We start from the raw sequence: 24,475 nt of genomic DNA on the forward strand, positions 1-24,475 counted from the left end.
AAGGGAAACATGCACAAGAGCCGCCTCGGCGCCATCGTCATCGATTGCCGGTCCGACGATATCGACCGCGAAGCCGCCTTCTGGACGGAAGCGCTCGGTCTCTCGCTCGCGCCGGGCAGCGATGATCGCTACCGGGCGCTTGTCGGCCCGGACGACGAGGTCAAGGTCCTGCTGCAGAAAGTCGAGCATGAAAGCCGCGTCCATCTCGACATCGAGAGCGACGATATCGCGGCCGAGGTCGCGCGGCTGGAGAAGCTGGGCGCGAAGCCTGTCGGCGAGGTCAAGCGCTGGGTGGTGATGGAGGCGCCGAGCGGTCACCGCTTCTGCGTCGTCCGCCCGCAGCGCAAGGATTTCGCGGCCCGGGCCAGGGCCTGGAACGACGCCTGAACTATTCCGCGGGAGCGGTCGTTCTGGCCTGCGCGATCTCGTCCATCGCCTGGCCGATGATCCGCACGGCTGACCAGAGGAACAGGCTCGCCATCACCGCCGCGACGATCAGGTCGGGCCATGCCGATCCGGCGGCGAAGACGCCGGTCGCCGCGATCACGACGGCGACGTTGCCGATCGCGTCGTTGCGGCTGCACAGCCAGACCGAGCGGACGTTGGCATCGCCGTTCCGGAAGCGCAGCAGCAGCAGCGCCGAGGCCACGTTGGCGACGAAGGCGAGCGTGCCGATCGTGCCCATGCTGAGCGCATCCGGCGTTTCCAGTATGAAGACCCGGTAGAGCGTCGAGCCGAGCACCCAGCAGCCGAGCAGGCCGAGCGAGACGCCCTTGAACAGCGCCGCCCGGGCACGCACGGCGAGGGCCCGGCCGATGACCGCCAGGGACAGCGCGTAGGTCAGACTGTCGCCGAGAAAGTCCAGCGCATCGGCCTGCAGCGCCATCGAGCCGGCACTGATCCCGGCGACAAGCTCGACCACGAACATCGTCGCATTGATCGCGATGACGGCGAACAGCACGCGCCGGTAGGCGGTCGAGGCCCCGTCGAAACTTCCGTGATCGTGATGGCAGCCGGCCATAAAAGTACTCTCTGTCTGGTTGCATTCCGAAGGCGTATCTTGTCCCTCGCCATCAAGGTAGTATCTACAAGGCTTGTAGCTTCAAGAGGTATTCGCCGATTCTCCGTCGGCCGGTACCGGGACCGGAGAAACGATGGCAAAGAATTACTCGATCGGCGCGCTGGCCAGGCGGACCGGGGCGAGCGTCCAGACGATCCGCTACTACGAGGAACAGGGACTGATGCCGCCCGCCGAACGCACGGCCGGCAACCAGCGCCGCTACGACGAGCGCACCCTGGACCGGCTCGGTTTCATCCGCCATGCCCGGGAACTGGGCTTCCCGCTCGAGCGGATCCGGATCATGCTGGATCTCGCCGATGAACCGGATCGGAGTTGCGCCGATGTCGATCGAATCGCCGGTCGCCAGCTTGCCGACGTCGAGGCGCGGATCGCCCGTCTCGAGGCCTTGCGGGCGGAACTTCAGCGGATGGTCCGGCAATGCCAGGGCGGCCGGGTTGCCAACTGCCGGATTATCGAGGTCCTGAAGGATGCCCGGCACGGCCATTGCCTGGACGCGGATCATGGTCGTCCGACCGCCGTCGCCGAGGATTCCATTGCCTGACGCAATGATTGTATAAAGACGCTATAAAACACCAATAAGAGAAACCGGTCGGAGGTGCAGGGACTGCCGCCGCGTCGGCGATGCCGGCGCGGGGCGATCGGGAGGGGACACATGTTCGACTTTGACTACGTGATCGTCGGCGCGGGTTCGGCGGGTTGCGTTCTGGCGAACCGGTTGAGCGAGGATGGCAGCCGGCGCGTCTGCCTCATCGAGGCCGGCAAGAGCGACGACAGCCTGCTGGTCCGGATGCCGGTCGGCGTCGCGGCCATTCTGCCGACGAGGATTCGCAACTGGGCCTTCCAGACATTACCGCAGCCGGGGCTCGGCGGACGCCGGGGATACCAGCCGCGCGGCAAGATGCTCGGCGGCTCGAGCTCGATGAACGCGATGATCTATATCCGCGGCCAGCGCGAGGATTACGACGGCTGGGCGGCTGGCGGCTGCACCGGCTGGGGCTGGCACGACGTGCTGCCCTATTTCCGCAAGGCCGAGCATCAGGAGCGCGGCGACGACGACTTCCATGCCGTCGGCGGCCCGCTCAACGTCGCCGACCTTCGGAGCCCAAACCCGCTCTCCCGGGCCTTCGTCGAGGCAGCCCGGGAACTCCAGGTGCCGGTCAATCCGGATTTCAACGGACCGGTCCAGGAAGGCGCCGGTTTATACCAGGTCACCCAGAAGGACGGCGAGCGGTGCAGTGCCGCCCGCGCCTATTTGGCGCCGGTGCATGACCGTGCCAACCTGCGCGTGATCACCGGCGCCCGGGTCTCGCGAATCCTCTTCGACGGTCGCCGCGCGGTCGGCGTCGCCTATCGCCACGGTGGCACCACCCGCGTGATCCGGGTCGGCGCCGAGGTCATCCTCGCGGCCGGCGCCTTGCAGTCGCCGCAGCTCCTCCAGCTGTCGGGCATCGGCGACGGCGCAATGCTGCGTCGCCACGGAATCGAGGTGTTTCACGACCTGCCGTCGGTCGGGCAGCATCTGCAGGATCATATCGACTATGTCACGTCCTACCGCTGCCGGACCCGGGATGCCTTCGGTATCTCCCTTGGCGGAATGCCGATCCTGCTTCGCGCGATCGGCGAGTACCGGCGCGAGCGCAAGGGCCTGCTGACCAGCAATTTCGCCGAGGCCGGGGCCTTCCTCCGGAGCGATCTCGCCATCGAGCGGCCGGACCTGCAGCTGCATTTCGTGGTCGGGATCGTCGACGACCACAGCCGGAAGCTCCATCTCGGGCACGGCTACAGCTGCCATGTCTGCCTGCTGCGGCCGAAGAGCGAGGGGTCCGTGTATCTGCAGAGCGCCGATCCCTTCTCGGCGCCGGCGATCGACCCGAACTATCTGGGCGAGGAGGAGGATCTCGACACCCTCGTCAAGGGCTTCCGGATCATGCGCCGGATTCTCGAGGCGCCGGCCCTGGCGCCCTACCGGGGGCGCGAGTTCTATACCGCCGACGTTCAGGACGACGCGGCGATCCGGGCTGCGATCCGGGCCCGCGCCGACACCGTCTATCATCCGGTCGGCAGTTGCCGGATGGGCACGGGCGAGGACGCGGTGGTCGATCCGGAACTGAAGGTCTGGGGGGTCGAGCGACTGCGCGTGGTCGACGCCTCGGTCATGCCGCGGATCGTGTCGGGCAACACCAACGCGCCGACGATCATGATCGCGGAGAAGGCGGCCGAGATGATCCGCGTCGCCGCCTGAACGGCCTCAGGTTCCGTCGCCGGCCGACGCCGAGGCGGTCTCGGCCGCGGCCGCCGCTTCGGCCGGCACGGTGATGATATCCTCGAAGATCTCCCGCACTTCGCCCTCGGCGCGCAGCAGCGCGTCGGTCAGGCCGGCGAAATCGGTCGCGCCGCCGGCCCGGACCAGCTTGTTGCGCAGCGCCAGCGGCGAATTCTCTTCCGAGAAGCGCCCGATCTGGCCGGTCTGCAACAGGAACTGGAGATTGCGGTAGAGGGTGAGCGCCCGCAGCAGGAGCCTGGCGCTGCCTTTGGCGAGCACGCCGGCATCGCGCAGCGCGGACAGCACGTCGGCGGTGTTGCGCTTGCGGCATTCGGGATGCCTGGACAGATGGACGAGCTGCAGATACTGGCAGACGAATTCGATGTCGATCAGGCCGCCCGGCACCAACTTGATGTTCCACGGATCGTTGCTGCCCTTGCCGGCGGCGATGCGCCGCCGCATGTCGGCGATATCGACGGCGACCCGGCCGGCGTCGCGTGGCAGGGCGAGAACCTCGTCGATGATCGTCTCTAGGCGCTCCCGGAGCGGCTGCGGCGCGACCACGACCCGGGCCCGGGTCAGCGCCATATGCTCCCAGGTCCAGGCGTCGCTGCGCTGGTAGCTGTCGAAGCGCTCGACATGGACGGCGACCGGGCCGGCATTGCCCGACGGTCGCAGGCGCATGTCGACCTCGTAGAGCGCGCCTTCGCCGGTGAGCGAGGAGATCGCTCCGATGATGCGCTGTCCGAGGCGGGCGAAATAGGGGCCGGGCGCCAGCGGCCGCGGGCCGTCCGACTGTTCGGCTTCGGGGTCGCAGTCATAGACGAAGATCAGGTCGAGGTCGGAGCCCGGGGCCATTTCCCGGCTGCCGAGGCGGCCGAGCGCGATCACCGCGAGCGCGCCGCCGGCGACCCGGCCATGGGCCTCGGCGAAACTCGCCTCGACATGGGGCAGCAGCCGGCCGAGCACCGCGTCGGCGAGATCGGACAGGGCGCCGCCGAGCGTTCCGGCCCGTTCCGGCGCGTCGAGGATCTGGGCGCCTATCTGGAATTTCCGGTCGTTGGCGAAGCGGCGGCAGATATCGAGCACGTCCTGGTAGTCGCGGGCGAGCGCGAGGTCCTCGTCGAGCTCGGCAGCGAGCGCCTCCCGGTCGCCCAGCGGCTCGAAGAAGCCGGATTCGAGAACCCGGTCGAGCAGCAGCGTGTTGCGGCTGAGCTTCGCCGCGAGCTTCGGCGCGGAACCCATTATTTCCGCGACCAGTTCGAGAAGTTCCGGATGGCTCTTGAAGAGCGAGAAAAGCTGGATGCCGGCCGGCAGCTTGCTGAGGAAATCGTCGAAGCGGATGAAGGCGACGTCGGGGCTGACGGTCTGCCCGAAGGTTTCCAGCAGACGGGGCATGAGCTCGGTCAGCAACTCGCGCGCCCGCTTCGACTGGGTCGCCCGATGGCGGCCGTGATGCCAGCCGCGCACGATCGTCGAGACCTTCGCCGGTTCGGCGAAGCCGATCGTCGCCAGGGTCTCGATGGTCGCCGGGTCGTCGTCGCCGCCGGTGAAGACCAGCCGGCCATGGGCGCTGCCGAGCGCCGGCGAGGCCTCGAAGAGCTGGTCGTAATGGCCCTGGACCGTCTTGAGCACGGTTTCCAGCGCGTCCCGGAAGGCGTCCGCGTCGGCTGCCCCGAAGAAGATCGCCAGATGTCGGAACGGCTCCGGATCGGCGGGCAGGGTCTGGGTCTGCTCGTCGTTGATCATCTGCAGCCGATGCTCGAGCCGGCGGAGGAATTCATAGGCCTCGATCATCGCGGTTTCGACCGTGCCGTCGATGCGCCCGGTTTCGGCGAGCGCCCGGATCGCGTCGCAGGTCCGCGGTTCGCGCAAGTTGGCGTCGCGGCCGCCCGCGATGAGCTGCTGGGTCTGGGCGAAGAACTCGATCTCGCGGATGCCGCCGCGGCCGAGCTTGATGTTGTGTCCTTCGAGACGGATTTCGCCGAAGCCCTTGTGGGCATGGATCTGGCGCTTGATCGACTGGATGTCCTCGATCGCCGCGAAATCGAGATACTTGCGCCAGATGAACGGGCGCAGTTCGGCGAGAAAGGCGTTGCCCGCCTCGAGGTCGCCGGCCGAGGCGCGGGCCTTGATCATCGCCGCCCGTTCCCAGTTCTGGCCCATGCTCTCGTAATAATGCATGGCGGCGAGCGTCGAGATTGCCAGCGGCGTCGAGGCCGGGTCCGGTCGCAGCCGCAGGTCGGTGCGGAAGACGTAGCCGTCGGCGGTCCGTTCCTGCAGCAGCTTCACGAGGTCTCGAGCGATGCGCACGAAGATCTCGCCGGGATGGCGGTCGCCGAGGCATCGCGTCCGCTCCGGATCGTAAAGCAGGATGATGTCGATATCGCTGGAATAGTTCAGCTCGCGTGCGCCGAGCTTGCCCATTCCGAGAATAGCGAGGCCGGATTGCCGGCCCGGCTCGTCGCCGTCGGGCAGTTCGATCTGGCCTCGTGACGCCGCCTGGGCGAGCAGGAAGGCCGCGCCCCGGTCGAGCGCCAGGTCGGCGAGGTCGGAGAGCGCGCCGGTGACCTGGTCGAGCGCCCAGACCCCGGCAATGTCGTAGATCGCCGCCGCCAGTGCGACCCGACGCTTGGCGATGCGCAATGCCCGCATGACCGCGGCCTGGCTGTCGGCGGCGCGGATCTCGCGGTCGGCCTCGGCCAGGAAGGCCCCGGCGTCCGCCGGCACCGGGTCGGCGGCAAGGCGGGCGACGAAGGCGATCTCGCGGAGCGCCGCGTGGCTGAGAAACGGGCTGTTACCGAACAGCGCACGGAGCAGGCGCTGCCCGGTCGCGTCGCCGGCGAGCGCCAGCGCCGCCTCGCGCGCCGCGCCCTCGAGGTTGTCTGCCCCCTCGCGCCAGCGGGTCAGGCCGTCGGTGGCGCGTTCCCCGTCATGGGCTTCGGGAATTCCATCGGTTTGCACTAGCAGCGAGGCTTCGGGCATTGATATTAGTGGTCCCAGTTGGTCAACATCCGTTGGCGATGCCGTGCCCGGGCGATCGCGATGAAGGTGGCAGTGTAAGCGCGTGATCCTCTCCTTTGCCAAGTTCTTCCTGCGCATGCTCGGCGGCGTCCTCGCCGGCATCATGATCGCCGCGATGCTGATCGGCGTTCGCCTGGCGCTTGGACCGATCGAGGTCGACTTCCTCGGGCCCTATCTCGAGGAAGCGCTGACCGAGAACGGCTCGCCCTTCCAGGTCGCGCTGGGCCAGACCAGCCTCGGCTGGGAGCCGGGCGAACGCGCGCTCGTGGTCGAGGCCGGCGACGTCGCGGTGCGCGACGATCACGGCCAACCCGTTCTGCAGGTGCCGAAATTCTCGGTATCGCTGGCCGCCTCCGGCCTCATGCGCGGCCGGATCGTGCCGCGGAGCGCCGCCCTGGTCGGGCTCGATCTCAACCTGCTGCGCGACCGCGAAGGGCGAATCGCCGTTGCCGTCGCCGGGTCGGGGCGGCGCGCCGATTTCGCCAGAGGCGCCGATGACGGGGCGGACGGGGACGATGCCACGGCGTTCCTGCGCGAACTGGTCGGGATCCGCGGCGACGGAAGCCTCGGGCCGGGCCTCGAGCGGCTCTCGATCCTGGAGAGCCGCGTGACCTTCACCGACCAGGCGAGCGAGAGCGTCATCTCGGCGCCGCAGGCCGACCTCCGCTTCCTCCGCGCCGGCGACGCGCTGCGGCTCGGCCTCGATGCGGAAATCGAGGCGGGCGCCGGGCTGGTGCCGTTCCGCGCGGACGCGGCCTGGGTGGCGGGCGAAAGCCACTATGACGTGACGCTGGCCTTCGGCGAGATCCGGCCGTCGGTTCTGCCGTTCGCGGATGCCCTCCCGGCGGTCGTCGCCGGCATCGATGTGCCGGTCTCCGGCGACCTGCGCTTCGCGATCGACCTTGACGGCCGCGTGGAAAGCATTGATTTCGCGGCCCACTCCGGCGCCGGGACGCTGTATCTCGAAACCCTCTATCCCGATCCGGTCACGATCCGGAACGCGAGCATCACCGGCCGCCTGTCCGGTGGCGGCACGTCGCTTCATGTCGCCCGCGCGGTGCTGGCGCTCGATGGTCCCCGGATCGCCTTTTCCGGCGACGTCGGGTTCGACGGCGACCGCTCGCCCTCGATCCGGATGGAGGCGACCGCCGACCGGGTCACGATCGACGAGGTGAAACGTTACTGGCCACCCGACGTGTCCCGCGACGGGCGCGACTGGGTGGTGGGCCATCTCGACGCCGGCGCTGCGCACAACGTGGTGCTGAAACTCGATCTGCCGGCCGGCGCCATCGACGACCCGCAATCGCTCGCGCCCGACGCGGTCGCGCTCGATTTCGATTTCGACGGTATCGCCGCGCGCTATTTCGACCCGCTGCCGCCGATCGAGCAGGGCCGCGGCCATGGCCGGCTCGATATCGACCGGCTGGTCCTCGCCGTCGCCGGCGCGACGGCCGGCGGGCTCGAGGTCGGCGAGAGTGAGGTGGTGATCCGCGATTTCCGGCGCGAGGACCAGCGTGCTGTGATCCGCGTCCAGGTCGCCGGACCGGTGGAGACCATGCTGGCCGCGCTCGACCGGCCGCCGCTCGGCCTGCCGTCCCGGATCGGCCTGGAGGCCGGCATCGTCACCGGCCGGGGCGCGGTGACGGTCAATCTCGATTTCCCGCTGATCGACGAACTGACCGACGAGATGCTCGGCATTTCGGCGACCGCGACGCTCGAGGGCATCGATGCGAAGGGCGTCGCGCTCGGCCACGATATCGCCGACGGCGCCTTCACGCTGGACATCGGGGCGAGCCGTATCGGCCTCTCGGGACGGGCCGCCATCCTCGGCGTGCCGATGGACATCGTCTGGGAACAGCCCTTCGTCGCGACCGGCGAGGTGGCCGCGCATTACCGGCTTGCCGGCGAGGTGCCGACCGATCGCTTCGCGGCCTTCGGGTTGCCGCTCGCCCCCTATGCGGGCGGTTCCGTCGGCCTCACGACCAGTATCGACGACCGGGTCGACGGCAATGTCGCTGTGACGGTCGATCTGGATCTCGCGAATACCGTTCTTGCGGTCGACCAGGCCGGCTGGGGCAAGCCCGCGGGCACCCCGGGCAAGGCGGCATTCTCGCTGTTGCGGACGCCTGACGGGGCGCTCGCCGTCGAGGGGCTCGCCGTCGAGGCCGGCGACCTTCAGGCCGAGGGCCGCTTCCGGGTCGAGGATGCGACGCTGGTGATGATGCAGCTTCCGAAACTCCGTTTCGGTGGCTCCGACCTGGCCGTCGACCTGATCCGCAAGAACGACGCCTACGTGATCGACGCCGCCGGCGCGCGGCTTGACCTGAAGCCGGTATTTGGGCCGGACGAAGGCGGCGAGGCGGCCAGCCCGCCCGCGGCGGAAGAGCCGGCCGGCGACGGCCCCCGCTATCTCCTCGCGGGACGCTTCGCGCGCGTCGGACTGGCCGAGGATATCGACGTCACGGCGCTCGACGTGGTGCTGCACGGACAAGGCGAGATCATCGATTATGCGCGCGTCCGGGGCACGCTGGAGGGTGGCGCCGAGGTCGCGCTGGGCGTCGTCTCACGGGACGGCAAGCGCTATCTGAACATCGATTCGGGGGACGGCGGCGGCGTGCTCAAGGCAATCGGCGTCGCCGAGAACGTGGTCGAGGGGCGGCTCCGTCTTCGCGCCGTCAAGGACGATACGGCGCCGGAAGAGCCGCTGACCGGCCGGCTCGAGATCAAGGATTTCCGCGTCGTGAAGGCGCCGGTGCTGGCGCAGGTCCTGACCGTGGCGAGCCTCGGCGGCATCGCCGACCTGGTGAACGGGGACGGCGCCCGGTTCCGCATCGCCGAGGTGCCGTTCAGCTATGGCGACGGGGTCATCACCGTCAACGACGCGCGCGCGGTCGGCTCGATCGGGATCACCGCCAAGGGGACCTTCACCCGCGACGGCCAGCGGCTCGCCATCGAGGGCACGATCATTCCGTCCTACACGCTCAATTCGGTGCTGGGTGCCATCCCGCTGATCGGCGACCTGCTGGTCGGCCGCCAGGGCGAGGGCATCTTCGGCATCACCTACGTGGTGAACGGGACGGCCGACAACCCGGAGATCGAGGTCAACCCCCTGTCCGCGCTGGCGCCCGGCATCCTGCGGCGGATGTTCTTCGAGCCTCGCGACGGCAAGATCGTCGAGCCGCCGACCCTGCAGCAGCGCAACTGACGGCCGTCAGACCGGGCGGATCAGGACGTGCCGCTTCTTGCCGGCGGAGAGCTTGATCACGCCGTCGCCGGTGACGTCGTCGAGGCTGACCGCCTGCAGTTCGTCCTCGATCCGGCGGTCGTTGAGGCGCGCGCCGCCGCCCTTGATCAGGCGCCGGGCCTCGGAGTTCGAGGCGGCGAGGCCGGCCTCGACCATCAGCACGAAGGCCACCGCTCCGTCGCGAAGCTGGTCGGTCGGGATCTCGATGGTCGGCAGGCCGGCCGCCAGCGCGCCCTGCTCGAAGGTCTGGGCCGCGGTTTCCGCCGCCGCCGCCGCCGCCTTGTCGCCGTGGCAGAGCCGGGTCGCCTCGGTGGCGAGGATCTTCTTGGCCTCGTTCAGCTCCTGGCCCTGCAGCGTTTCCAGCCTGGCAATCTCGTCGAGCGGCAGGGTGGTGAAGAGCTTCAGGAAGCGGCCCACGTCGGCGTCTTCGGTATTCCGCCAGTACTGCCAGTAGTCGTAGGGCGAGAGCCGCTCGGCATCGAGCCAGACGGCGCCGGACGCGGTCTTGCCCATCTTGGCGCCCGACGCGCTCTGCAGGAGCGGCGTGGTCAGCCCGAAGATCTGCCGGCTCTCGACCCGGCGGGCCAGTTCGACGCCGTTGACGATATTGCCCCACTGGTCGGAACCGCCCATCTGCAGCCGGCAGTCGTAGCGGCGCAGCAGCTCCACGAAGTCGTAGGCCTGGAGGATCATGTAGTTGAATTCGAGGAAGGTGAGCGGCTGCTCGCGGTCGAGACGGAGCTTCACGCTGTCGAAGGAGAGCATGCGGTTGACGGAGAAATGGCGGCCGAAATCGCGCAGGAAGGGGATGTACTGAATGGCGCTCAGCCAGTCGTCGTTGTTGACCATGACGGCATCGGTCTTGCCGTCGCCGAACGTGACGAAGCGGTCGAACACCTTGCGGATACCCGCCATGTTGGTGGCGATCGTCGCGTCGTCGAGCAGCGGCCGGCTCTCGTCCTTGAACGAGGGGTCACCGATCTTCGTGGTGCCGCCGCCCATCAGGACGATCGGGCGGTGCCCGGTCTGCTGCAGGTGATGCAGCATCATGATCTGGATCAGGCTGCCGGCATGCAGGCTGGTGCTGGTGCAGTCGAAGCCGATATAAGCGGTGAGCGGACCCGCCATCAGCGCCTCGTCGAGCGCCTCCAGGTCGGTGCACTGGTGCAGGTAACCGCGTTCGGTGATCACGCGCAGGAATTCGGAGCGAATCTTGGACATCGACAGGACTGCAGTCTTGACAGGGGAAATGAGCCGGTCGTGTAGCACAAAGACCCTTCTCGCGGAAGGCTCGCACGATGGCTGAGCGGGAGAGCCAGGTCCGGGTCGCCATGGGGTTGATGAGCGGGACCTCCATGGACGGCATCGATGCGGCGATCCTGGTCACCGACGGGGAGCGCATCGTCGAGCGCGGCCCGACCCTCGGCCGCCCTTATGACGACGACTTTCGCGACAGTCTGCGCGCGGTGCTCGGCGCCCGCGGCGATGTCGGCGACGCCGGCCGGCTGCTCACCCTCCGCCATGCCGAGGTGGTGGACGAATTGCGTCAGGTCGCGGCGGGCCGCTTCCCCGACATCGACGTCGTCGGCTTTCACGGTCATACGGTGCTGCATCGCCCGGACGAGCGGCGGACCCTGCAGATCGGCGATCCCGACCTGCTCGCGCGCCTGACCGGGATCGACGTGGTCGGCGACTTTCGCCTCGCCGACGTCGCCGCCGGCGGCCAGGGCGCGCCCTTCGCGCCGCTCTATCACGCGGCGCTGGCCCGGGAGCTGCCGCACCCGCTCGCGGTGCTCAATCTGGGCGGTGTCGGCAATGTCACCTGGATCGGCCGGGACGGGGCGATGCTCGCCTTCGACACGGGGCCGGGCAACGCGCTCATCGACGACTGGGTCGCCGCCCATGGCGCCGGCCGCATGGACGCCGACGGCAAGCTCGCCGCGGCCGGCCGGATCGACCGGACGATCGTCGACGGCTATCTCGACAAGCCCTATTTCGAGGCGCCGCCGCCGAAAAGCCTCGATCGCGACGATTTCGACATCGCCGCCTGCCGGGGCCTGGGGCTGGCCGATGGCGCGGCGACGCTCGCCGCCGTCACGGCAACGACGGTGGCGCGCGCTCTCGAGCATTTCCCGGCTCCGCCGACACGCTGGCTGGTGAGCGGCGGTGGGCGGAAAAATCCCTTCATTCTCAAAATGCTGCGGGAAAAACTTCGGGTTCCGGTCGATCCTGTCGAGGCGGTCGGCTGGGCCGGTGACGATGTCGAGGCCGAGGCCTTCGCCTTCCTTGCCGTGCGCTCGCTTCGCGGCCTGCCGCTCAGCCTGCCCGGCACCACCGGGGTGCCGGAGCCGATGCCGGGCGGCAGGCTCTATCGCGCCTAGGCTTCGACCGGCGGCTCGGCGCGGGCGTTGCGGCGATCGAGATAGCCGATGACCGTGCGCACCAGTTCGTCCTGCTGCTTCTCGAAGAAGTGATTGGCCCCCTCGATGCGCTGGTAGGTGATCTCGATCCCCTTCTGGGTCTTCAGCCGCTCGGCGAGCTTCACCGCGTCGGCTTCCGGCACATGCTGGTCCTTGTTGCCCTGGATGATGATGCCGGAGGACGGGCAGGGGGCGAGGAACGAGAAATCGTACATGTTGGCGGGCGGCGCGATCGAGATGAAGCCCTCGATCTCCGGCCGGCGCATCAGCAGCTGCATGCCGATCCAGGCGCCGAAGGAGAAGCCGCCGACCCAGCAGCTCGGCGCGTTGGGGTTGTGCATCTGCATCCAGTCGAGCGCGGCGGCGGCATCGGAAAGCTCGCCGACACCGTTGTCGAACTCGCCCTGGCTGCGCCCGACGCCGCGGAAATTGAAGCGGAGTACGGAATAGCCGCGCGCCTTGAAGATGCTGAAGACGTTGTAGACGATCTTGTTGTTCATGGTGCCGCCATATTGCGGATGCGGGTGCAGCACCAGGGCGATCGGGGCATTCGGGACGCTCGAATGAAAGTAGCGTCCTTCGAGCCGTCCGTCGGGGCCGTTGAAGATTACGTCGGGCATGGGGAACTCGTCTTCCACTTGGTTGGCGGCATGGACCGCGGCCGGCAATTGAAGCCTCTGGGCGCAAGGCTCCCGTGTCGTATCAGGTCAGGCGTCCGGGCGCCCGCCGCTTGACTGTATTTCGCTTCCCTCTATATGAAACTTCTCGGGGCGCAAAACAGGACCCAATCTCGCGGTGCCGCAGAGGGCCGGGAGAATACAGAAATGGTGCGCGAATGTTCAAGCATATCCGCGACGATCTCGACGCCGTCATGGAACGCGACCCCGCAGCGCGATCACGCTTCGAGGTCGCCTGCCTCTATCCCGGCTTCCACGCGATCGCCTTTCATCGCCTCGCCAACGGGCTCTGGCGCCGGAATCTCCGCTTTCTCGGACGGCTGGTTTCGCAGATTGCCCGCTTCGTGACGGGTATCGAGATCCATCCGGGCGCGACCATCGGCCGTCGTTTCTTCATCGATCACGGCAACGGCGTGGTGATCGGCGAGACCGCCGAGATCGGCGACGGCGTCACGCTGTACCAGAACGTCACCCTCGGCGGTGTCGCGCCCTCGGTCGATTCAGCCAGCCAGATCAACGTCAAACGCCACCCGACGCTCAGGGACAACGTGATCGTCGGTTCCGGCGCCCAGGTGCTCGGACCGATCACCGTCAATCGCTGCGCCCGGATCGGTGCCAACGCTGTCGTCGTGAAGGACGTCGCGGAAGGCGTCACGATGGTCGGCGTCGCCGCCCGCGAGGCCGGCCGCAAGCTCAGCGAGACCGAGCGCGAGCGGTTCGCCGCATACGGCATCGGGGCGAATGATCTGTCCGACCCGGTGACCCGCATGATCGATGCGCTGATGGACAAGGTGCAGAGCCTGTCGATGCGTGTCGAGGAGCTGGAGCGGGAGCACGAAGACCCGGAAGTCGGCGATTCGGCCGAGAACGGCGCGGGCGAAAGCGAATCGCGGACCCGTATCCCGTTCTGATCCGACCGGCGCCGCCGGCAGCCCTTTCCGAAACCCGAGCGACGACCCTCTCATGAGTTCGACCAGGCGGGTTTATCTCGATTACAACGCCACCGCGCCGATCCGGCCGGAAGCGGCGGCCGCCGTCGCCGAGGCACTCGGAGCTGTCGGCAACCCCTCTTCGGTCCATGGCGAGGGGCGGGCGGCGCGCGCCAGGCTGGAAGCGGCCCGCCGCGCGATCGCCGCCTCGGTCGGCGCCGAGGCCCGCCATCTTCTGTTCACCTCGGGCGGCACCGAGGCCGATCACCTGGCCCTTGCCGGACCGGCGCGGGAACGCCTGCTGGTTTCGGCGATCGAACATGACGCGGTGCTCGCGCCGGCGACGCGCCTCGATCCCGACGTCGAACGGATTCCCGTGACGGCGGACGGGGTGATCGATCTCGCCGCGCTCGAACGGTCCCTCGATGCCGCGGACGGGGTCCGGGTGCTGGTCTCGGTGATGCTCGCCAACAACGAGACCGGGGTCATCCAGCCGGTCGCCGAGGTCGCCAGGCTGGCGAAGGCGCGCGGCGCGCTCGTCCATTGCGACGCGGTGCAGGCCTTCGGCAAGATCGCGATCGATATCGGCGCGCTCGGCGTCGACCTGCTGTCGCTCTCGGCGCACAAGATCGGCGGCCCGCAGGGCGTCGGCGCGCTCGTGCTCGGCGGCGATCTCGATCTCGCGCCGCTGCAGGTCGGCGGCGGCCAGGAGTTTCGCCGCCGCGCGGGAACGGAAAACCTGCCCGGGATTGCCGGTTTCGCCGCCGCGGCCGGGGCCGCCCAGGGCGATCTCGACCGCATGGCCCGGATCGCCGGGATCCGCGACGATCTGGAGGCCCGCCTGCGGCGTCTCGACCCGGCGCTGCCGATCTTCGGCGAAACGGCCGAACGCCTGCCCAATACCACCGCCTTCGCGCTCGCCGGCATGCCGTCGGCGACCCAGATCATGGCCCTCGACCTCGACGGCATCGCGGTCAGCGCGGGCGCCGCCTGTTCGTCCGGCAAGGTGCAGTCGAGCCATGTCCTGGAGGCGATGGGGGTCGATCCGGAACTCGCCGCGTCGGCGATCCGGGTTTCCTTCGGCTGGGCGAGCGAGCCCGGCGATGCCGCCCGGCTGGCCGAGGCCTGGGGCGCGCTCCGCGAGCGGACGGGCCGCCGGGGCGCGGCATGAGCGCGGCGCCCCCGTTGATCGGCGGCACTGGACAGGGGGCGTTCCGGACGATAGGAAAGCCCGTTTCCGATCCCTTCATTACCGGATAGCAGCGCGTCATGCCCAAGGTCACCTTCGTCACCCCGCAAGGCAAGCATATCGAGGTCGTGGCCCAGCTCGGCGAGACCCTGCTGGAGCTCGCGCATCGCAGCAATATTGATATCGAGGGCGCCTGCGAGGGCTGCCTCGCCTGTTCGACCTGCCATGTCATCGTCGCCGCAGACGATTACGACCGCCTGCCCGAGCCGTCCGAGGACGAGGAGGACATGCTGGATCTCGCCTTCGGGCTGACCCCGACCTCGCGGCTCGGCTGCCAGATCGTGGTGACCGAGGAGATCGACGGCCTCGTCGTGAACCTGCCGACCGAAGTCCACAACATGATGGCCTGAGCGGCCATGGCCGGTCCTTCGACGCATGGCCTGTTCGCCCGTCTGAAAGCGGCCGCGGCAGACGACTGGCGGGCCTATGTCGAGCATGATTTCGTGCGCGCGCTCGCCGACGGCACGCTCGCCGAGGCCTCCTTCCGCCATTATCTGGAGCAGGATTACCTGTTCCTCATCCAGTTCGCCCGGGCCTATTCGCTGGCCGCCTACAAGGCCGATGACCTGGCCGGCATGCGGGCCGCCACGGCGATCGCCGACGGCCTGCTGAATGTCGAGATGCGCCTCCATGTGGACTATTGCGCGGGCTGGGGTGTATCGGCCGCCGCGCTGGAGGCATTGCCGGAGGCAACGGCGACCATCGCCTATACCCGCTATGTCCTCGACAGGGGGCAGTCGGGCGACCTGCTCGACCTGATGGCGGCACTGGCGCCCTGCGTCGTCGGCTATGGCGAGATCGGCGCCCGGCTGGCCGCCGACCCGGCGACGAAGCGTGACGGCAATCCCTACCTGCCCTGGATCGAGATGTATTCCGGCGCCGACTATGGCCCGGTCGCCGAGGCGGCGGTCGCCGAGCTCAACCGGCTCGGCGAACAGCGCGCCACCGGGCCCCGGATGCCGGCGCTGGTCAGGACCTTCCGCACCGCGACCCGGCTGGAAGCGGGCTTCTGGCAGATGGGCCTCGACCGCGCGATGTGAGGCGGGTGCCGGGCGCGGGCGTTATTGGGCGCCCAGTCTCTTCTCGATTGCCGGCACGACATGTTCCTCGATCAGTTTCACCGGCAGGCGCCAGCCGTCGGGATCGTTGTAGTTTCCGGCGAACACGACGATCGTCAGGTCGATTGCCGGCTGCACGGTCAGGCGTTGCCCGCCGTTGCCGAAGCCGGCCGCCCAGGCTGGCGGCTGACCCCACGGCGCGAGCCAGAACAGGTAACCGTATCGGAGGCCGTCGCCGAGCGTGGCGCGCGGCGTGAATGTACGCTCCAGCCAGTCGGCGGGCACGACCTGGCGACCGTCGAATCGACCGTTCCCGTTGAGCATGCGGCCGATCCGGGCGAGATCGCCGATCCGGAGCCTGAGCCCCGAGGCGGCGGACGGCACGCCATCCGCGCCCTTGACCCACTCGAACGCGGTGATGCCGAGCGGCCGGAAGAGTTTCTCGCGGGCATATGCGTCGAGCGCCATGCCGGTTCCATCGGCGATCAGCCTGCCGATGATGGCGACGGCGCCGCCATTGTAGCGCCAGGCGGCTCCCGGGGCATCGACCATCGGCCGGTCCAGCACGAAGCGATAGCGATCGGCGGCCCGTTCCATGGCGATCTCGCTGTTCCGCGGATCGCTGTAGGGCAGATCCTCGTTCCACGCGGTGCCCATCGTCATCGAGAGCGCATGCCGGATCAGGATATCCCGGCGTCCGGGCTGGTCGGCGAGGTCGGTGTATTCGGGAAACTGCGCGATCAACGGCTGGTCGACTTCCGGCACCTTGCCCTCTGCGAGCGCGATGCCATAGAGCAGGCCGACGATCGGCTTTGTCACAGAGCGCAGATCGTGCAGGGAGTCCGGGTCGAGCGTTCGGTTGCCGAGTGGCTCGCCCCAGCGCTCGTCGGCGCCCTCGAAAAAGGCCTCGGCAAGGGTCTCGCCGCGATGGATGACGACGATGCCATGCAGCCCGGCAAGCTCGCCGGCGGCGAAGGCCGCGTTCAACCCGCCGTTCAGCACCGGTTCCTCACCGTGTACCGTGTCCGTGCCGAGGGCGAACGGCAGGAGTGCCGTTGCGACCGGGATCCTGAAAGCTCCGGACATGGTGAGCGCCCTTTCGAGAGGCCGGTGAATTCGCGGCGCGGTCCGCGCGCCGGCGCTACAGCATCACCGTGCCGCCGTCGACGGCGATGGTCTGGCCGGTGACGAAGGCGGAACCGGGCCCGGCGAGATAGAGCACGGTACCGACCAGGTCCTCGGTCGTCAGGTTCTTCTGCAATGTCTGGTTGCCGGCGATGGCGCCGAGCGCCTTCTCGTACTTGTCGCCGAAGAATTCCCGCGTGCCCTCGGTCAGCACGGCCGAGGGGGCGATCGCGTTGACGCGGATGTTGTCGCGGCCGAGTTCCCGGGCAAGGCCCCGGGTAAGGCCGATCACCGCGCCCTTCGACGTCGTGTAATGCAGCGCATAGGCGAGCCCGTATGTCGCCGCCAGCGAGGCGATGTTGATGATCGAGCCGCCGCCCTTCTCGCGCATCAGCGGCACCGTCGCCTTGCAGGCGTTCCAGATGCCGGTGACGTTGACCGCCATGCAGCGGTTCCAGTCGTCCTCGGATATGGCGTCGAAGCGGCCGCCCTTGAGCCCGCCATAGAGCGCGGCATTGTTGACGAGGATGTCGGCGCCGCCGAACCGCTCCCGGACCGCCGCCGCCATGGCCGCGGTCGAGGCGGCGTCGGCGACGTTGCAATGGAGCGCCAGGCATTCGCCGCCGGCCTCGGCGACCAGGGCGGCGGTGTCCGCGCAATCGGCGACGTCGGTCGCCACCACGTTCGCGCCGGCGCCGGCGAAGGCGACGGCATAGGCCTGCCCGAGGCCGCGCGCGGCCCCCGTGACGATGGCGGTCTTGTCCTTGAGACTCATGGCGGCTCCCCCGAACTCCTGTCTGGTTGTCCGGGGAGTCTAGAGCAGCTTCCGGGCGATTGGAATCGCCCGGCGGTCAGGCCGAGGTCGCGGCCCGGACCTTCGCTTCCGCCTCCATCGCCGTGCGGATCATCTCCTCTGCCTCGCCGGATTCGCCCCAGCGCAGGATCTTGACCCACTTGTCCTTCTCGAGATCCTTGTAGTGCTCGAAGAAGTGCGAGATCTGCTGCAGCAGGATCTCCGGCAGGTCCCGGTAGCTCCCGACGTTGGTGTAGTAGGGGTGGAGCTTGTCCACCGGCACCGTCATCAGCTTCTCGTCGCGGCCGGCCTCGTCCTCCATGATCAGCACGCCGATCGGCCGGGCCCGGATGATGCAGCCCGGCACCACCGGCGTCGAGCCGGCGACCAGCACGTCGACCGGATCGCCGTCATCGGCGAGCGTGTGCGGAATGAAGCCGTAGTTGCACGGATAGAACATCGCCGTATGCAGGAAACGGTCGACGAACATGGCACCGGAGGCCTTGTCGACCTCGTATTTGACCGGCATGCCGCCGAGCGGGATCTCGATGACGACATTGACGTCCCACGGCGGGTTCATGCCGACCGGGATGGCGTCGAGGTTCATGGTATTGCCTCGGTTACGGGGGTATCTGGAAGTGCCGGCACTATGACCGCCGACGCCCAAATATCAAGACGCTTTCCGGAAAACCACGATCGAATTGTTCGCCGGCATGGCGATATCCGCCTCCGGCACCAGGCCCGCCGCGCGCGCCGCCGCCGTGACGTCGGCAAGATCGCGAACGCCCCATTCGGCATCCTGTGCCCGCAGGCTGGCGTCGAAACGGGCGTTGCTCTCGGCCGTATGACGGCCATCGCGCCTGTAGGGGCCATAGAGAACCACAAGGCCGCCTTCGCGCAGTTGCCGGCCGGCGCCGGCCATGATCCCCTCGCAGACCCGCCAGGGCGCGATATGGATGACGTTGGCCGCGAAGACGGCGGCCAGCCCGGCCGTTTCCGCCGGCCATTGCGGCGCCGCCGCGTCGAGCAGGATCGGTGGCCGCAGATTGTCGGCCGGCTGTTCGGCGATCCAGGCGGCGACGCTCGCGTTCAGCGCCGGGTCCGGATTGCTCGGCTGCCAGACCAGGCCGGGCAGGCGGGGGGCGAAATAGACCGCGTGCTCGCCGCTGCCGCTGCCGATCTCGAGGACCGTCCCGTTCGCCGGCAGCGTGCGCGCGAGCACCTCGAGGATCGCCTCGCGGTTCCGCAGCGTCGCCGGTGCGTGGCGTCTGTCCGTTTCGTTCGCCCCGCTCATGGCGCCCTGTCCCCGGCCTCGCGGGCCGCTGCCAGCATGGCCCTGGGATCGGTGAGCTTCCGCCGTGGCGCGCCCTCCGGCGCCCCGGCGGTCTCGGCCCGGTCGATGGCCCGCCAGCCGTCGCGGCCGACGATCTCGACGCCACGGCCGGCCAGAAGGCCGTCGAGGCCGTCGGGCCCCGACGCGCCACGGCCGGCGTCGATGGTGGCCAGCAGACGCTCGACGACCGCCTGCGAATCCGCCCGGTTGGTCGGGATCGTGCCCGACGGGCCGCGCCTGGCCCAGCCGACCACATAGAGGTTGTCGGCGATCCGACCGCCGTCGTTGGCGTAGATCCCTGCCGCGTCGGGGATGACCCCGTCCAGCGGTGGCGCAGAATAGCCGATGCAGGTGACGACGAGGCCGCAGGCGAGATCGACGGTGCCGCTGCCGGCCGCGAGGCGGAGGCCGGTGACCCGGTCGGTGCCGAGGATCGCAACCGGGCTGGCATGGAAGCGGAAATCGATGACCTTGCCGGCGGGCGAGGCGGTCCGGCCGGCGAATTCCCGAAGCGTCGCCAGGTTGGCCTCCTTCACCCGGCGCTCGGGTTCCGCGACCGCGCCGATCCCGGCCGGCAGGTCGGCCCTGTCGACGCGCGGCGAGGCGCCTTCGAGGCGGCCGAGTTCCGCCAGTTCCGAGTTGGTGAAGCTTGCCTCGACCGGGCCGCGCCGGCCGATCATGTGCAGGCGCCGGAGCGGGCTCGCGGCGATCCGCGCCCGGGCGTCGTCGGCGATGTCGGAAGCGGCCAGCTCGGCCGGCGTGCGGGCGAGCACCCGGACCACGTCGATCGCGACATTGCCATTGCCGATGACCGCGGCCGCCTCGACGTCGAGATCCGGCGCGTGCCCGGCGTGGTCCGGATGACCGTTATACCAGCCGACGAAGGCGCCGGAACCGTGGACGCCGGGCAGATCCTCGCCCGGGATGCCGAGCCGGCGATCGGTGGGGGCGCCGGTGGCGAGGATCACCGCGTCGTAGAGCGTGCGAAGCTCGTCCAGCGCGAGATCGCGGCCGAGCGCCACGTTGCCGAGGAAGCGGACGCCGGGCTTGTCCAGCACGCGTTCGAAGACACGGCTGACCGCCTTGGTTCCCTGGTGGTCGGGGGCGACACCGGCCCGCACCAGGCCGTGCGGCGTCGGCAGCCGGTCGATGATGTCGACGGTGACGCCCGGGGCCTTTCGCAGCAGGCCGTCGGCGGCATAGAAGCCGGCCGGGCCGGCGCCGACGATGGCGATGGTGGGACTCATACGGCCTTCTGCTCCCTCGCTTCGTCCAGCAGCCCGCCGAAACGGTCGTAGACGCTCTCGTCGGCCGGCGGCAGTGGACCGTCGGCGGTTTCCAGCACCCGCATCAGATAGTGCTCCGAGGCCGGCCAGGTGAGCCGGTACAGGTTCCGGCAGAGCAGGCGCACCGCCGCGCCGCTCCAGTTGTGCGGCAGCAGTTCGTCCGGCAGGCCCGGATCGCGCAGCAGGACGCGACGATAGTCATGTACCAGCAGGCCGCGGATGACGAAAGCGGTCTCCGGGTCGAGACGCGCGGTCTTCTCGAGCGTCCGGTAGACCGGCCGGAAGCGGGCGAGGAACTGCTGGTAGGCCTCGTCGAGGGCATCGACGTCCCACGACTGCCGCACCAGCGCGCGCAGCGCCGCCGGATCGTCGTCCGTCGCGGCGTCGGTGAAGACGACGCTGTCGGCGGCAACCCCGGCCTCGCTCAGCAGGTTGCGCAGCGCACCCTCGTCCGGGCCCGGATGGGCGTGCACGCCGGGCGCCAGTGTGCCGAAGCCCTGCAGGGTGAATTCCCGTTTCAGCCGTTCGCGGGCAGCCGGCTTCAGCGGCGCCGCGCTGGTCACGACGATGCGCCAGCGGCCGTCCCAGGCCGGCGGCCGGTCGGCATAGATCCGGCGGCTCGCCTCGGCCACCCGGCGCAGGCCCGCCGCGCTCAGGCTGTAGTAGCTGCGCCGCCCGACCTGTTGCGAGGTCAGCCATGAATCCTTCTGCAGGCGGAAGACCGAGGTCCGGACGACCCGCTCGCCGAGGCCGAGGGGGGCCATCAGGGCGATCAGGCTGCCGAGCCAGACGGTGCCGCCATGGGCGGTGATCGCATCGCCCCAGACGGTGACGATCAGCGATTTCGCGCGCAGTTCGAGCGTCTCAAGCAGGCTCGCCGCGAGCGCGGCCTGTCCGCTCATGCGGCGCCCGACCGGTTTCGTCGCCTGGCCGGGTCCGCGAGCCCGCCCGGTGGCCGCTCGCCGGCCCGTCGTTCCTGCACTTCCGTCATCGTCGTACCCGGTACCGAATTCCCACCGACTGCTTCCGAACTGTAACATATCCGGGACCGGCCTGGGCAGGCGGAGCGGGCCAACCGGCCCGGGTGCCGGATGGTTGCGTTCCGCTTTCCCGATCGGCCGGGCAATATCTGTATCGCGATACCCCGCCGTCGCCGGGGCCCGCCGGGCTTTCCGCTTGGTGGACCTGCCGGGGTCGGCTATGAAACAGGGAACTGGTTGCAGACGAAACTGATCGGGAGAGCCGTGATGAGCAGGCAATTCGCTTCCAAGGGCGATCTGGCGCCGAAGAAGGTGACCTTCGAGAAGCTGACCGATAATGCCTATTCCTACAGCGCCGAAGGCGATCCGACCTCCGGCGTGATCGTCGGTGACGATGGCGTGATGGTGGTCGACACCCGCTCGACGCCGGTCGCGGCGGAGGACCTGATCGCGCGTGTCCGCACGGTGACCGACAAGCCGGTCCGCTACGTCGTGCTGACCCATTATCACGCCGTCCGCGTGCTCGGGGCGAGCGCCTACGGGGCGGAGCAGGTCATTGCCTCGGAAATGACCCGCGAGATGATCGCCGAGCGCGGCGAGGCCGACTACAAGTCCGAGGTCGAGCGCTTCCCGCGGCTGTTCGAGGGGGTCGAATCGGTGCCGGGCCTGACTTGGCCGACGATCACCTTCCGCGACCGCATGACGATCTGGCTGGGCGGGCTGGAGGTGCAGTTGATGCATCTCGGGCGCGGCCATACGAAAGGCGATATCGTCGCCTGGCTGCCGGAGAGCCGGGTGCTGTTCTCAGGCGACCTGGTCGAGAACGGCGCGACGCCCTACACTGGCGACGCGCATCTCAAGGACTGGCCGGGGACGCTCGCCCGGGTCCGCGCCCTGAAGCCCAAGTTCCTGATCCCGGGCCGCGGCGACGCGCTGAAGGGCGCGGCCGCTTGCGAGGCGGCGATCGCCGGCACACAGGGGTTCCTCGAGCAGCTCTACAGCACCGCCGAGGCCGGGGTCGCGGAAAAGGCGAGCCTGAAGGAGGTCTACGGGCGGGTGACCGGCGCGCTCCGGCCGAAATACGGCCACTGGGCGATCTTCGATCATTGCATGCCCTTCGACGTCGCCCGTGCCTATGACGAGGCGAGCGGCATCGACCATCCGCGAATCTGGACCGCCGAGCGCGACATCCAGATGTGGAAGGACCTGGAAGGCGCCTGAGCGGTTCCCGATCCGGCAAAAAAACGCCCCGGCGTTGAGGCCGGGGCGAAGTTGCGATCGTCATCGCGATCACAGGGAGGGAAACCCGAAAGGGCATGAGACACATCTAGGGCGCCGCCGCCCCGGCAGTAGTGATCGCGATCACTACCGGGCTCTCGCCGGGCTGGCCTGTGACAGCGGTCACCCGCCGGTGCCGCCCGGCGCCCGGCGTCGCGGCGAAGGTGACGCCGGTCACTGCCGGACGGCGCGGAACCGTCATCATGGGCTCATCCGATAACGGAGGAGGAACGACAATGATGATGCGGATCGAACGAAGCGGCCTTGTGGATCTTCTCTCGCTCGTCATGAATGCCGGGATCGCGGTCGCGATCGCGCTCACCGTCCTCGGCTGACCGACGCTCTCCACGCCCCGCCGGCGGCCGGCGCCAGCAATACGTTGCCGGATGCCGCAATTAGTCACTAATATTCGCCCCCGAATGCAACGGATCGGGAAGTGGGGTGGATGTGAGCGCGGCAACCGGGGACACTCTCGACAGGATCGACGTCCTGAAGGCGCTGGACCAGGGCGAGCGAACGGAACTCGCCAAGCAATGCGGCTGGCGGCGCTATGGCGCCGGCGAGCAGATAATCGCCCGCAGCAGTACCGCCCGGGACGCCATCTTCGTCGTCACGGGCAGTGTCGCGATCGTCAATCACGCCCCGAACGGCCGCGAGATCGCCTATGCGACGGTCCGCGAGGGCGGCTATTTCGGCGAGCTGGCCGCGATCGACGGTGAGCCGCGCTCGGCCACCGCGGTGGCGCTCGAGAAATGCCTCGTCGCGACGATGTCGCCCCAGGTCTTCCGTCGCCTGCTGCTCGCCCACCCGGAAATCACCATCCAGATCGTCGAGCGGCTGGCCCGCATCATCCGCACCTGCGACGACCGGATCATGGACCTGTCGACGCTCAGCGCCGTGCAGCGGGTCTGCCGGGAAGTCCTCCGGCTTTCCACGCCCGATCCGCTCAACGCCGGTTCCTGGATGATCTATCCGGTGCCGACCCAGGCGCAGATCGCCGCCCGGGCCTCGACGACCCGCGAGACCGTCGCCCGGGTGCTCGGCCAGCTCGGCCAGGACGAACTCGTCCATCGCAAGGGCAAGACCCTCTATCTGCGCAACAAGCAGGCGCTCGAACTGCTGACCGAACAGCTCAATTCCGGCAGCCAGGGCGACGCCCGCTAGGCGGCACGCTGCCGGGGAAGGGACGAGGGGCGTCAGCCGTCCTTGCGGATGGCTTTCTCCATGACGGCGAGGCCGCCGCGGAACATGCTGTCGATGATCTCGATGGCCTTTTCCTCGGGGACACCGTCGGCGGGGTCGAACTCGGCCGACCAGGTGACCGTCGTGCTGTTCGGCCCGGCGGGCTCGGCGCCAAGTCGGCCGACGTAGTTCTGTACCGGAAGCGGCGCCTCGACGATGCTGTAGCGGTAGGCGCGGCCGGCATTGTCCTCGGCCTCGAGCCGCTCGCTGATGCTGCCGCCGTTGGCGAGCGTGAGGACGCGGATGGCGCCAACGCCTTCGCCGTCCATGCGGCTCTCGCTGACGCGCGGATTCCACCGGGGCAGATCGTTGAAACCGCCGATGAGCCCCCACACGGTGTCCACGTCCGCCGGCATCACCGCCGTCACCGAAACCTTTGCCGTCGCCATGGACTTGCCTCCCTGTGCATTCTTAGATGTCGAAAATACCGGTTTTGACACGAACCGTTCCGTCGCGCCACGGGAAATTGCGGCGCTCCGGGGCTGCCGCGGCC

23 protein-coding genes are annotated in these 24,475 nt (G+C 68.9%); 11 read left to right on the forward strand and 12 right to left on the reverse strand.

Features of this window, described 5'->3' with window-relative positions:
* Window positions 1-9 precede the first annotated feature (9 nt).
* Window positions 10-387, forward strand: a complete 378-nt coding sequence (locus OCH7691_RS10670) for a VOC family protein (RefSeq protein ID WP_085883606.1) — start codon at window positions 10-12, stop codon at window positions 385-387.
* A 1-nt stretch (window position 388) separates the two neighbouring features.
* Here the strand turns inward: OCH7691_RS10670 and OCH7691_RS10675 are convergent, their stop codons facing one another.
* On the reverse strand, window positions 389-1,021 hold the full coding sequence (locus tag OCH7691_RS10675) for a cation efflux transmembrane domain-containing protein (protein WP_085883346.1): 633 nt from the start codon (window positions 1,019-1,021) through the stop codon (window positions 389-391).
* Window positions 1,022-1,154: 133 nt separating this feature from the next.
* Between OCH7691_RS10675 and OCH7691_RS10680 the strand changes: the two genes are divergently transcribed.
* On the forward strand, window positions 1,155-1,622 hold the full coding sequence (locus OCH7691_RS10680) for a MerR family transcriptional regulator (protein WP_085883347.1): 468 nt from the start codon (window positions 1,155-1,157) through the stop codon (window positions 1,620-1,622).
* 111 nt (window positions 1,623-1,733) lie between these two features.
* Window positions 1,734-3,323, forward strand: coding sequence for a GMC family oxidoreductase (locus OCH7691_RS10685; protein WP_085883348.1), 1,590 nt, complete (start codon window positions 1,734-1,736; stop codon window positions 3,321-3,323).
* A 6-nt stretch (window positions 3,324-3,329) separates the two neighbouring features.
* Here the strand turns inward: OCH7691_RS10685 and OCH7691_RS10690 are convergent, their stop codons facing one another.
* Window positions 3,330-6,308, reverse strand: a complete 2,979-nt coding sequence (locus OCH7691_RS10690) for a bifunctional [glutamine synthetase] adenylyltransferase/[glutamine synthetase]-adenylyl-L-tyrosine phosphorylase (RefSeq protein ID WP_176244996.1) — start codon at window positions 6,306-6,308, stop codon at window positions 3,330-3,332.
* Between the two features lie 103 nt (window positions 6,309-6,411).
* Here OCH7691_RS10690 and OCH7691_RS10695 point away from each other — a divergent pair, with 103 nt between their 5' ends.
* Entirely contained in the window at window positions 6,412-9,573 is a 3,162-nt protein-coding gene (locus OCH7691_RS10695) for a YhdP family protein (RefSeq protein ID WP_085883350.1), read from the forward strand.
* 6 nt (window positions 9,574-9,579) lie between these two features.
* On the opposite strand, the gene tyrS is transcribed toward OCH7691_RS10695, so the two are convergent.
* On the reverse strand, window positions 9,580-10,833 hold the full coding sequence (tyrS, locus tag OCH7691_RS10700) for a tyrosine--tRNA ligase (RefSeq protein ID WP_085883351.1): 1,254 nt from the start codon (window positions 10,831-10,833) through the stop codon (window positions 9,580-9,582).
* A gap of 77 nt (window positions 10,834-10,910) precedes the next feature.
* Here tyrS and OCH7691_RS10705 point away from each other — a divergent pair, with 77 nt between their 5' ends.
* Entirely contained in the window at window positions 10,911-11,993 is a 1,083-nt protein-coding gene (locus tag OCH7691_RS10705; protein ID WP_085883352.1) for an anhydro-N-acetylmuramic acid kinase, read from the forward strand.
* Here OCH7691_RS10705 and OCH7691_RS10710 read toward each other — a convergent pair.
* Window positions 11,990-12,652 (reverse strand): alpha/beta hydrolase, encoded by a 663-nt coding sequence (locus OCH7691_RS10710; protein WP_085883607.1) that lies wholly within the window; start codon window positions 12,650-12,652, stop codon window positions 11,990-11,992. The genes OCH7691_RS10705 and OCH7691_RS10710 overlap by 4 nt on opposite strands.
* Window positions 12,653-12,867: 215 nt before the next feature.
* Here OCH7691_RS10710 and cysE point away from each other — a divergent pair, with 215 nt between their 5' ends.
* The 4 genes from cysE (at window position 12,868) to tenA (ending at window position 15,927) form a co-directional block, all read left to right on the forward strand.
* A complete protein-coding gene (gene cysE / locus OCH7691_RS23760; protein WP_085883353.1) occupies window positions 12,868-13,620 on the forward strand; it encodes a serine O-acetyltransferase in 753 nt (250 codons plus the stop codon).
* 52 nt (window positions 13,621-13,672) lie between these two features.
* The gene (locus OCH7691_RS10720; protein WP_085883354.1) at window positions 13,673-14,809 is read left to right on the forward strand and encodes a cysteine desulfurase family protein; all 1,137 of its coding nucleotides are present in this window, start codon (window positions 13,673-13,675) and stop codon (window positions 14,807-14,809) included.
* Between the two features lie 98 nt (window positions 14,810-14,907).
* Window positions 14,908-15,237 carry a ferredoxin family 2Fe-2S iron-sulfur cluster binding protein gene (locus OCH7691_RS10725; RefSeq protein WP_085883355.1) on the forward strand — a complete coding sequence of 110 codons (330 nt, stop codon included), beginning with the start codon at window positions 14,908-14,910 and terminating at the stop codon, window positions 15,235-15,237.
* A gap of 6 nt (window positions 15,238-15,243) precedes the next feature.
* Complete coding sequence (gene tenA / locus OCH7691_RS10730; RefSeq protein WP_139839622.1) at window positions 15,244-15,927, forward strand: thiaminase II; 684 nt, start codon at window positions 15,244-15,246, stop codon at window positions 15,925-15,927.
* A gap of 21 nt (window positions 15,928-15,948) precedes the next feature.
* Here tenA and OCH7691_RS10735 read toward each other — a convergent pair whose 3' ends face one another.
* From OCH7691_RS10735 to paaX, 6 genes are all read right to left on the reverse strand, one after another.
* A complete protein-coding gene (locus tag OCH7691_RS10735; RefSeq protein ID WP_085883356.1) occupies window positions 15,949-17,031 on the reverse strand; it encodes a serine hydrolase domain-containing protein in 1,083 nt (360 codons plus the stop codon).
* Between the two features lie 55 nt (window positions 17,032-17,086).
* Window positions 17,087-17,845 (reverse strand): SDR family NAD(P)-dependent oxidoreductase, encoded by a 759-nt coding sequence (locus tag OCH7691_RS10740; RefSeq protein WP_085883357.1) that lies wholly within the window; start codon window positions 17,843-17,845, stop codon window positions 17,087-17,089.
* A 76-nt stretch (window positions 17,846-17,921) separates the two neighbouring features.
* Window positions 17,922-18,470 carry an inorganic diphosphatase gene (gene ppa / locus OCH7691_RS10745; protein ID WP_085883358.1) on the reverse strand — a complete coding sequence of 183 codons (549 nt, stop codon included), beginning with the start codon at window positions 18,468-18,470 and terminating at the stop codon, window positions 17,922-17,924.
* Window positions 18,471-18,533: 63 nt separating this feature from the next.
* The gene (locus OCH7691_RS10750; protein ID WP_085883359.1) at window positions 18,534-19,157 is read right to left on the reverse strand and encodes a DUF938 domain-containing protein; all 624 of its coding nucleotides are present in this window, start codon (window positions 19,155-19,157) and stop codon (window positions 18,534-18,536) included.
* Window positions 19,154-20,443 carry an FAD-dependent oxidoreductase gene (locus OCH7691_RS10755; protein WP_085883360.1) on the reverse strand — a complete coding sequence of 430 codons (1,290 nt, stop codon included), beginning with the start codon at window positions 20,441-20,443 and terminating at the stop codon, window positions 19,154-19,156. Before OCH7691_RS10755 ends, OCH7691_RS10750 begins: the two co-directional genes overlap by 4 nt.
* Window positions 20,440-21,384, reverse strand: coding sequence for a phenylacetic acid degradation operon negative regulatory protein PaaX (paaX, locus tag OCH7691_RS10760; protein ID WP_085883361.1), 945 nt, complete (start codon window positions 21,382-21,384; stop codon window positions 20,440-20,442). The genes OCH7691_RS10755 and paaX overlap by 4 nt, the downstream gene beginning before the upstream one ends.
* Window positions 21,385-21,729: 345 nt before the next feature.
* Here paaX and OCH7691_RS10765 point away from each other — a divergent pair, with 345 nt between their 5' ends.
* A complete protein-coding gene (locus tag OCH7691_RS10765; RefSeq protein WP_085883362.1) occupies window positions 21,730-22,683 on the forward strand; it encodes an MBL fold metallo-hydrolase in 954 nt (317 codons plus the stop codon).
* A 106-nt stretch (window positions 22,684-22,789) separates the two neighbouring features.
* Here OCH7691_RS10765 and OCH7691_RS23250 read toward each other — a convergent pair whose 3' ends face one another.
* On the reverse strand, window positions 22,790-22,945 hold the full coding sequence (locus OCH7691_RS23250; protein ID WP_176244997.1) for a hypothetical protein: 156 nt from the start codon (window positions 22,943-22,945) through the stop codon (window positions 22,790-22,792).
* Window positions 22,946-23,187: 242 nt separating this feature from the next.
* On the opposite strand from OCH7691_RS23250, the gene OCH7691_RS10770 reads away from it, so the two are divergent.
* Complete coding sequence (locus OCH7691_RS10770) at window positions 23,188-23,904, forward strand: Crp/Fnr family transcriptional regulator (protein WP_139839623.1); 717 nt, start codon at window positions 23,188-23,190, stop codon at window positions 23,902-23,904.
* A gap of 32 nt (window positions 23,905-23,936) precedes the next feature.
* Here the strand turns inward: OCH7691_RS10770 and OCH7691_RS10775 are convergent, their stop codons facing one another.
* A complete protein-coding gene (locus OCH7691_RS10775; RefSeq protein ID WP_085883364.1) occupies window positions 23,937-24,371 on the reverse strand; it encodes an SRPBCC family protein in 435 nt (144 codons plus the stop codon).
* Between the last annotated feature and the right edge of the window lie 104 nt (window positions 24,372-24,475).

The sequence above is a fragment of the Oceanibacterium hippocampi genome, from assembly GCF_900172325.1.
Classification (GTDB): domain Bacteria; phylum Pseudomonadota; class Alphaproteobacteria; order Sneathiellales; family Sneathiellaceae; genus Oceanibacterium; species Oceanibacterium hippocampi.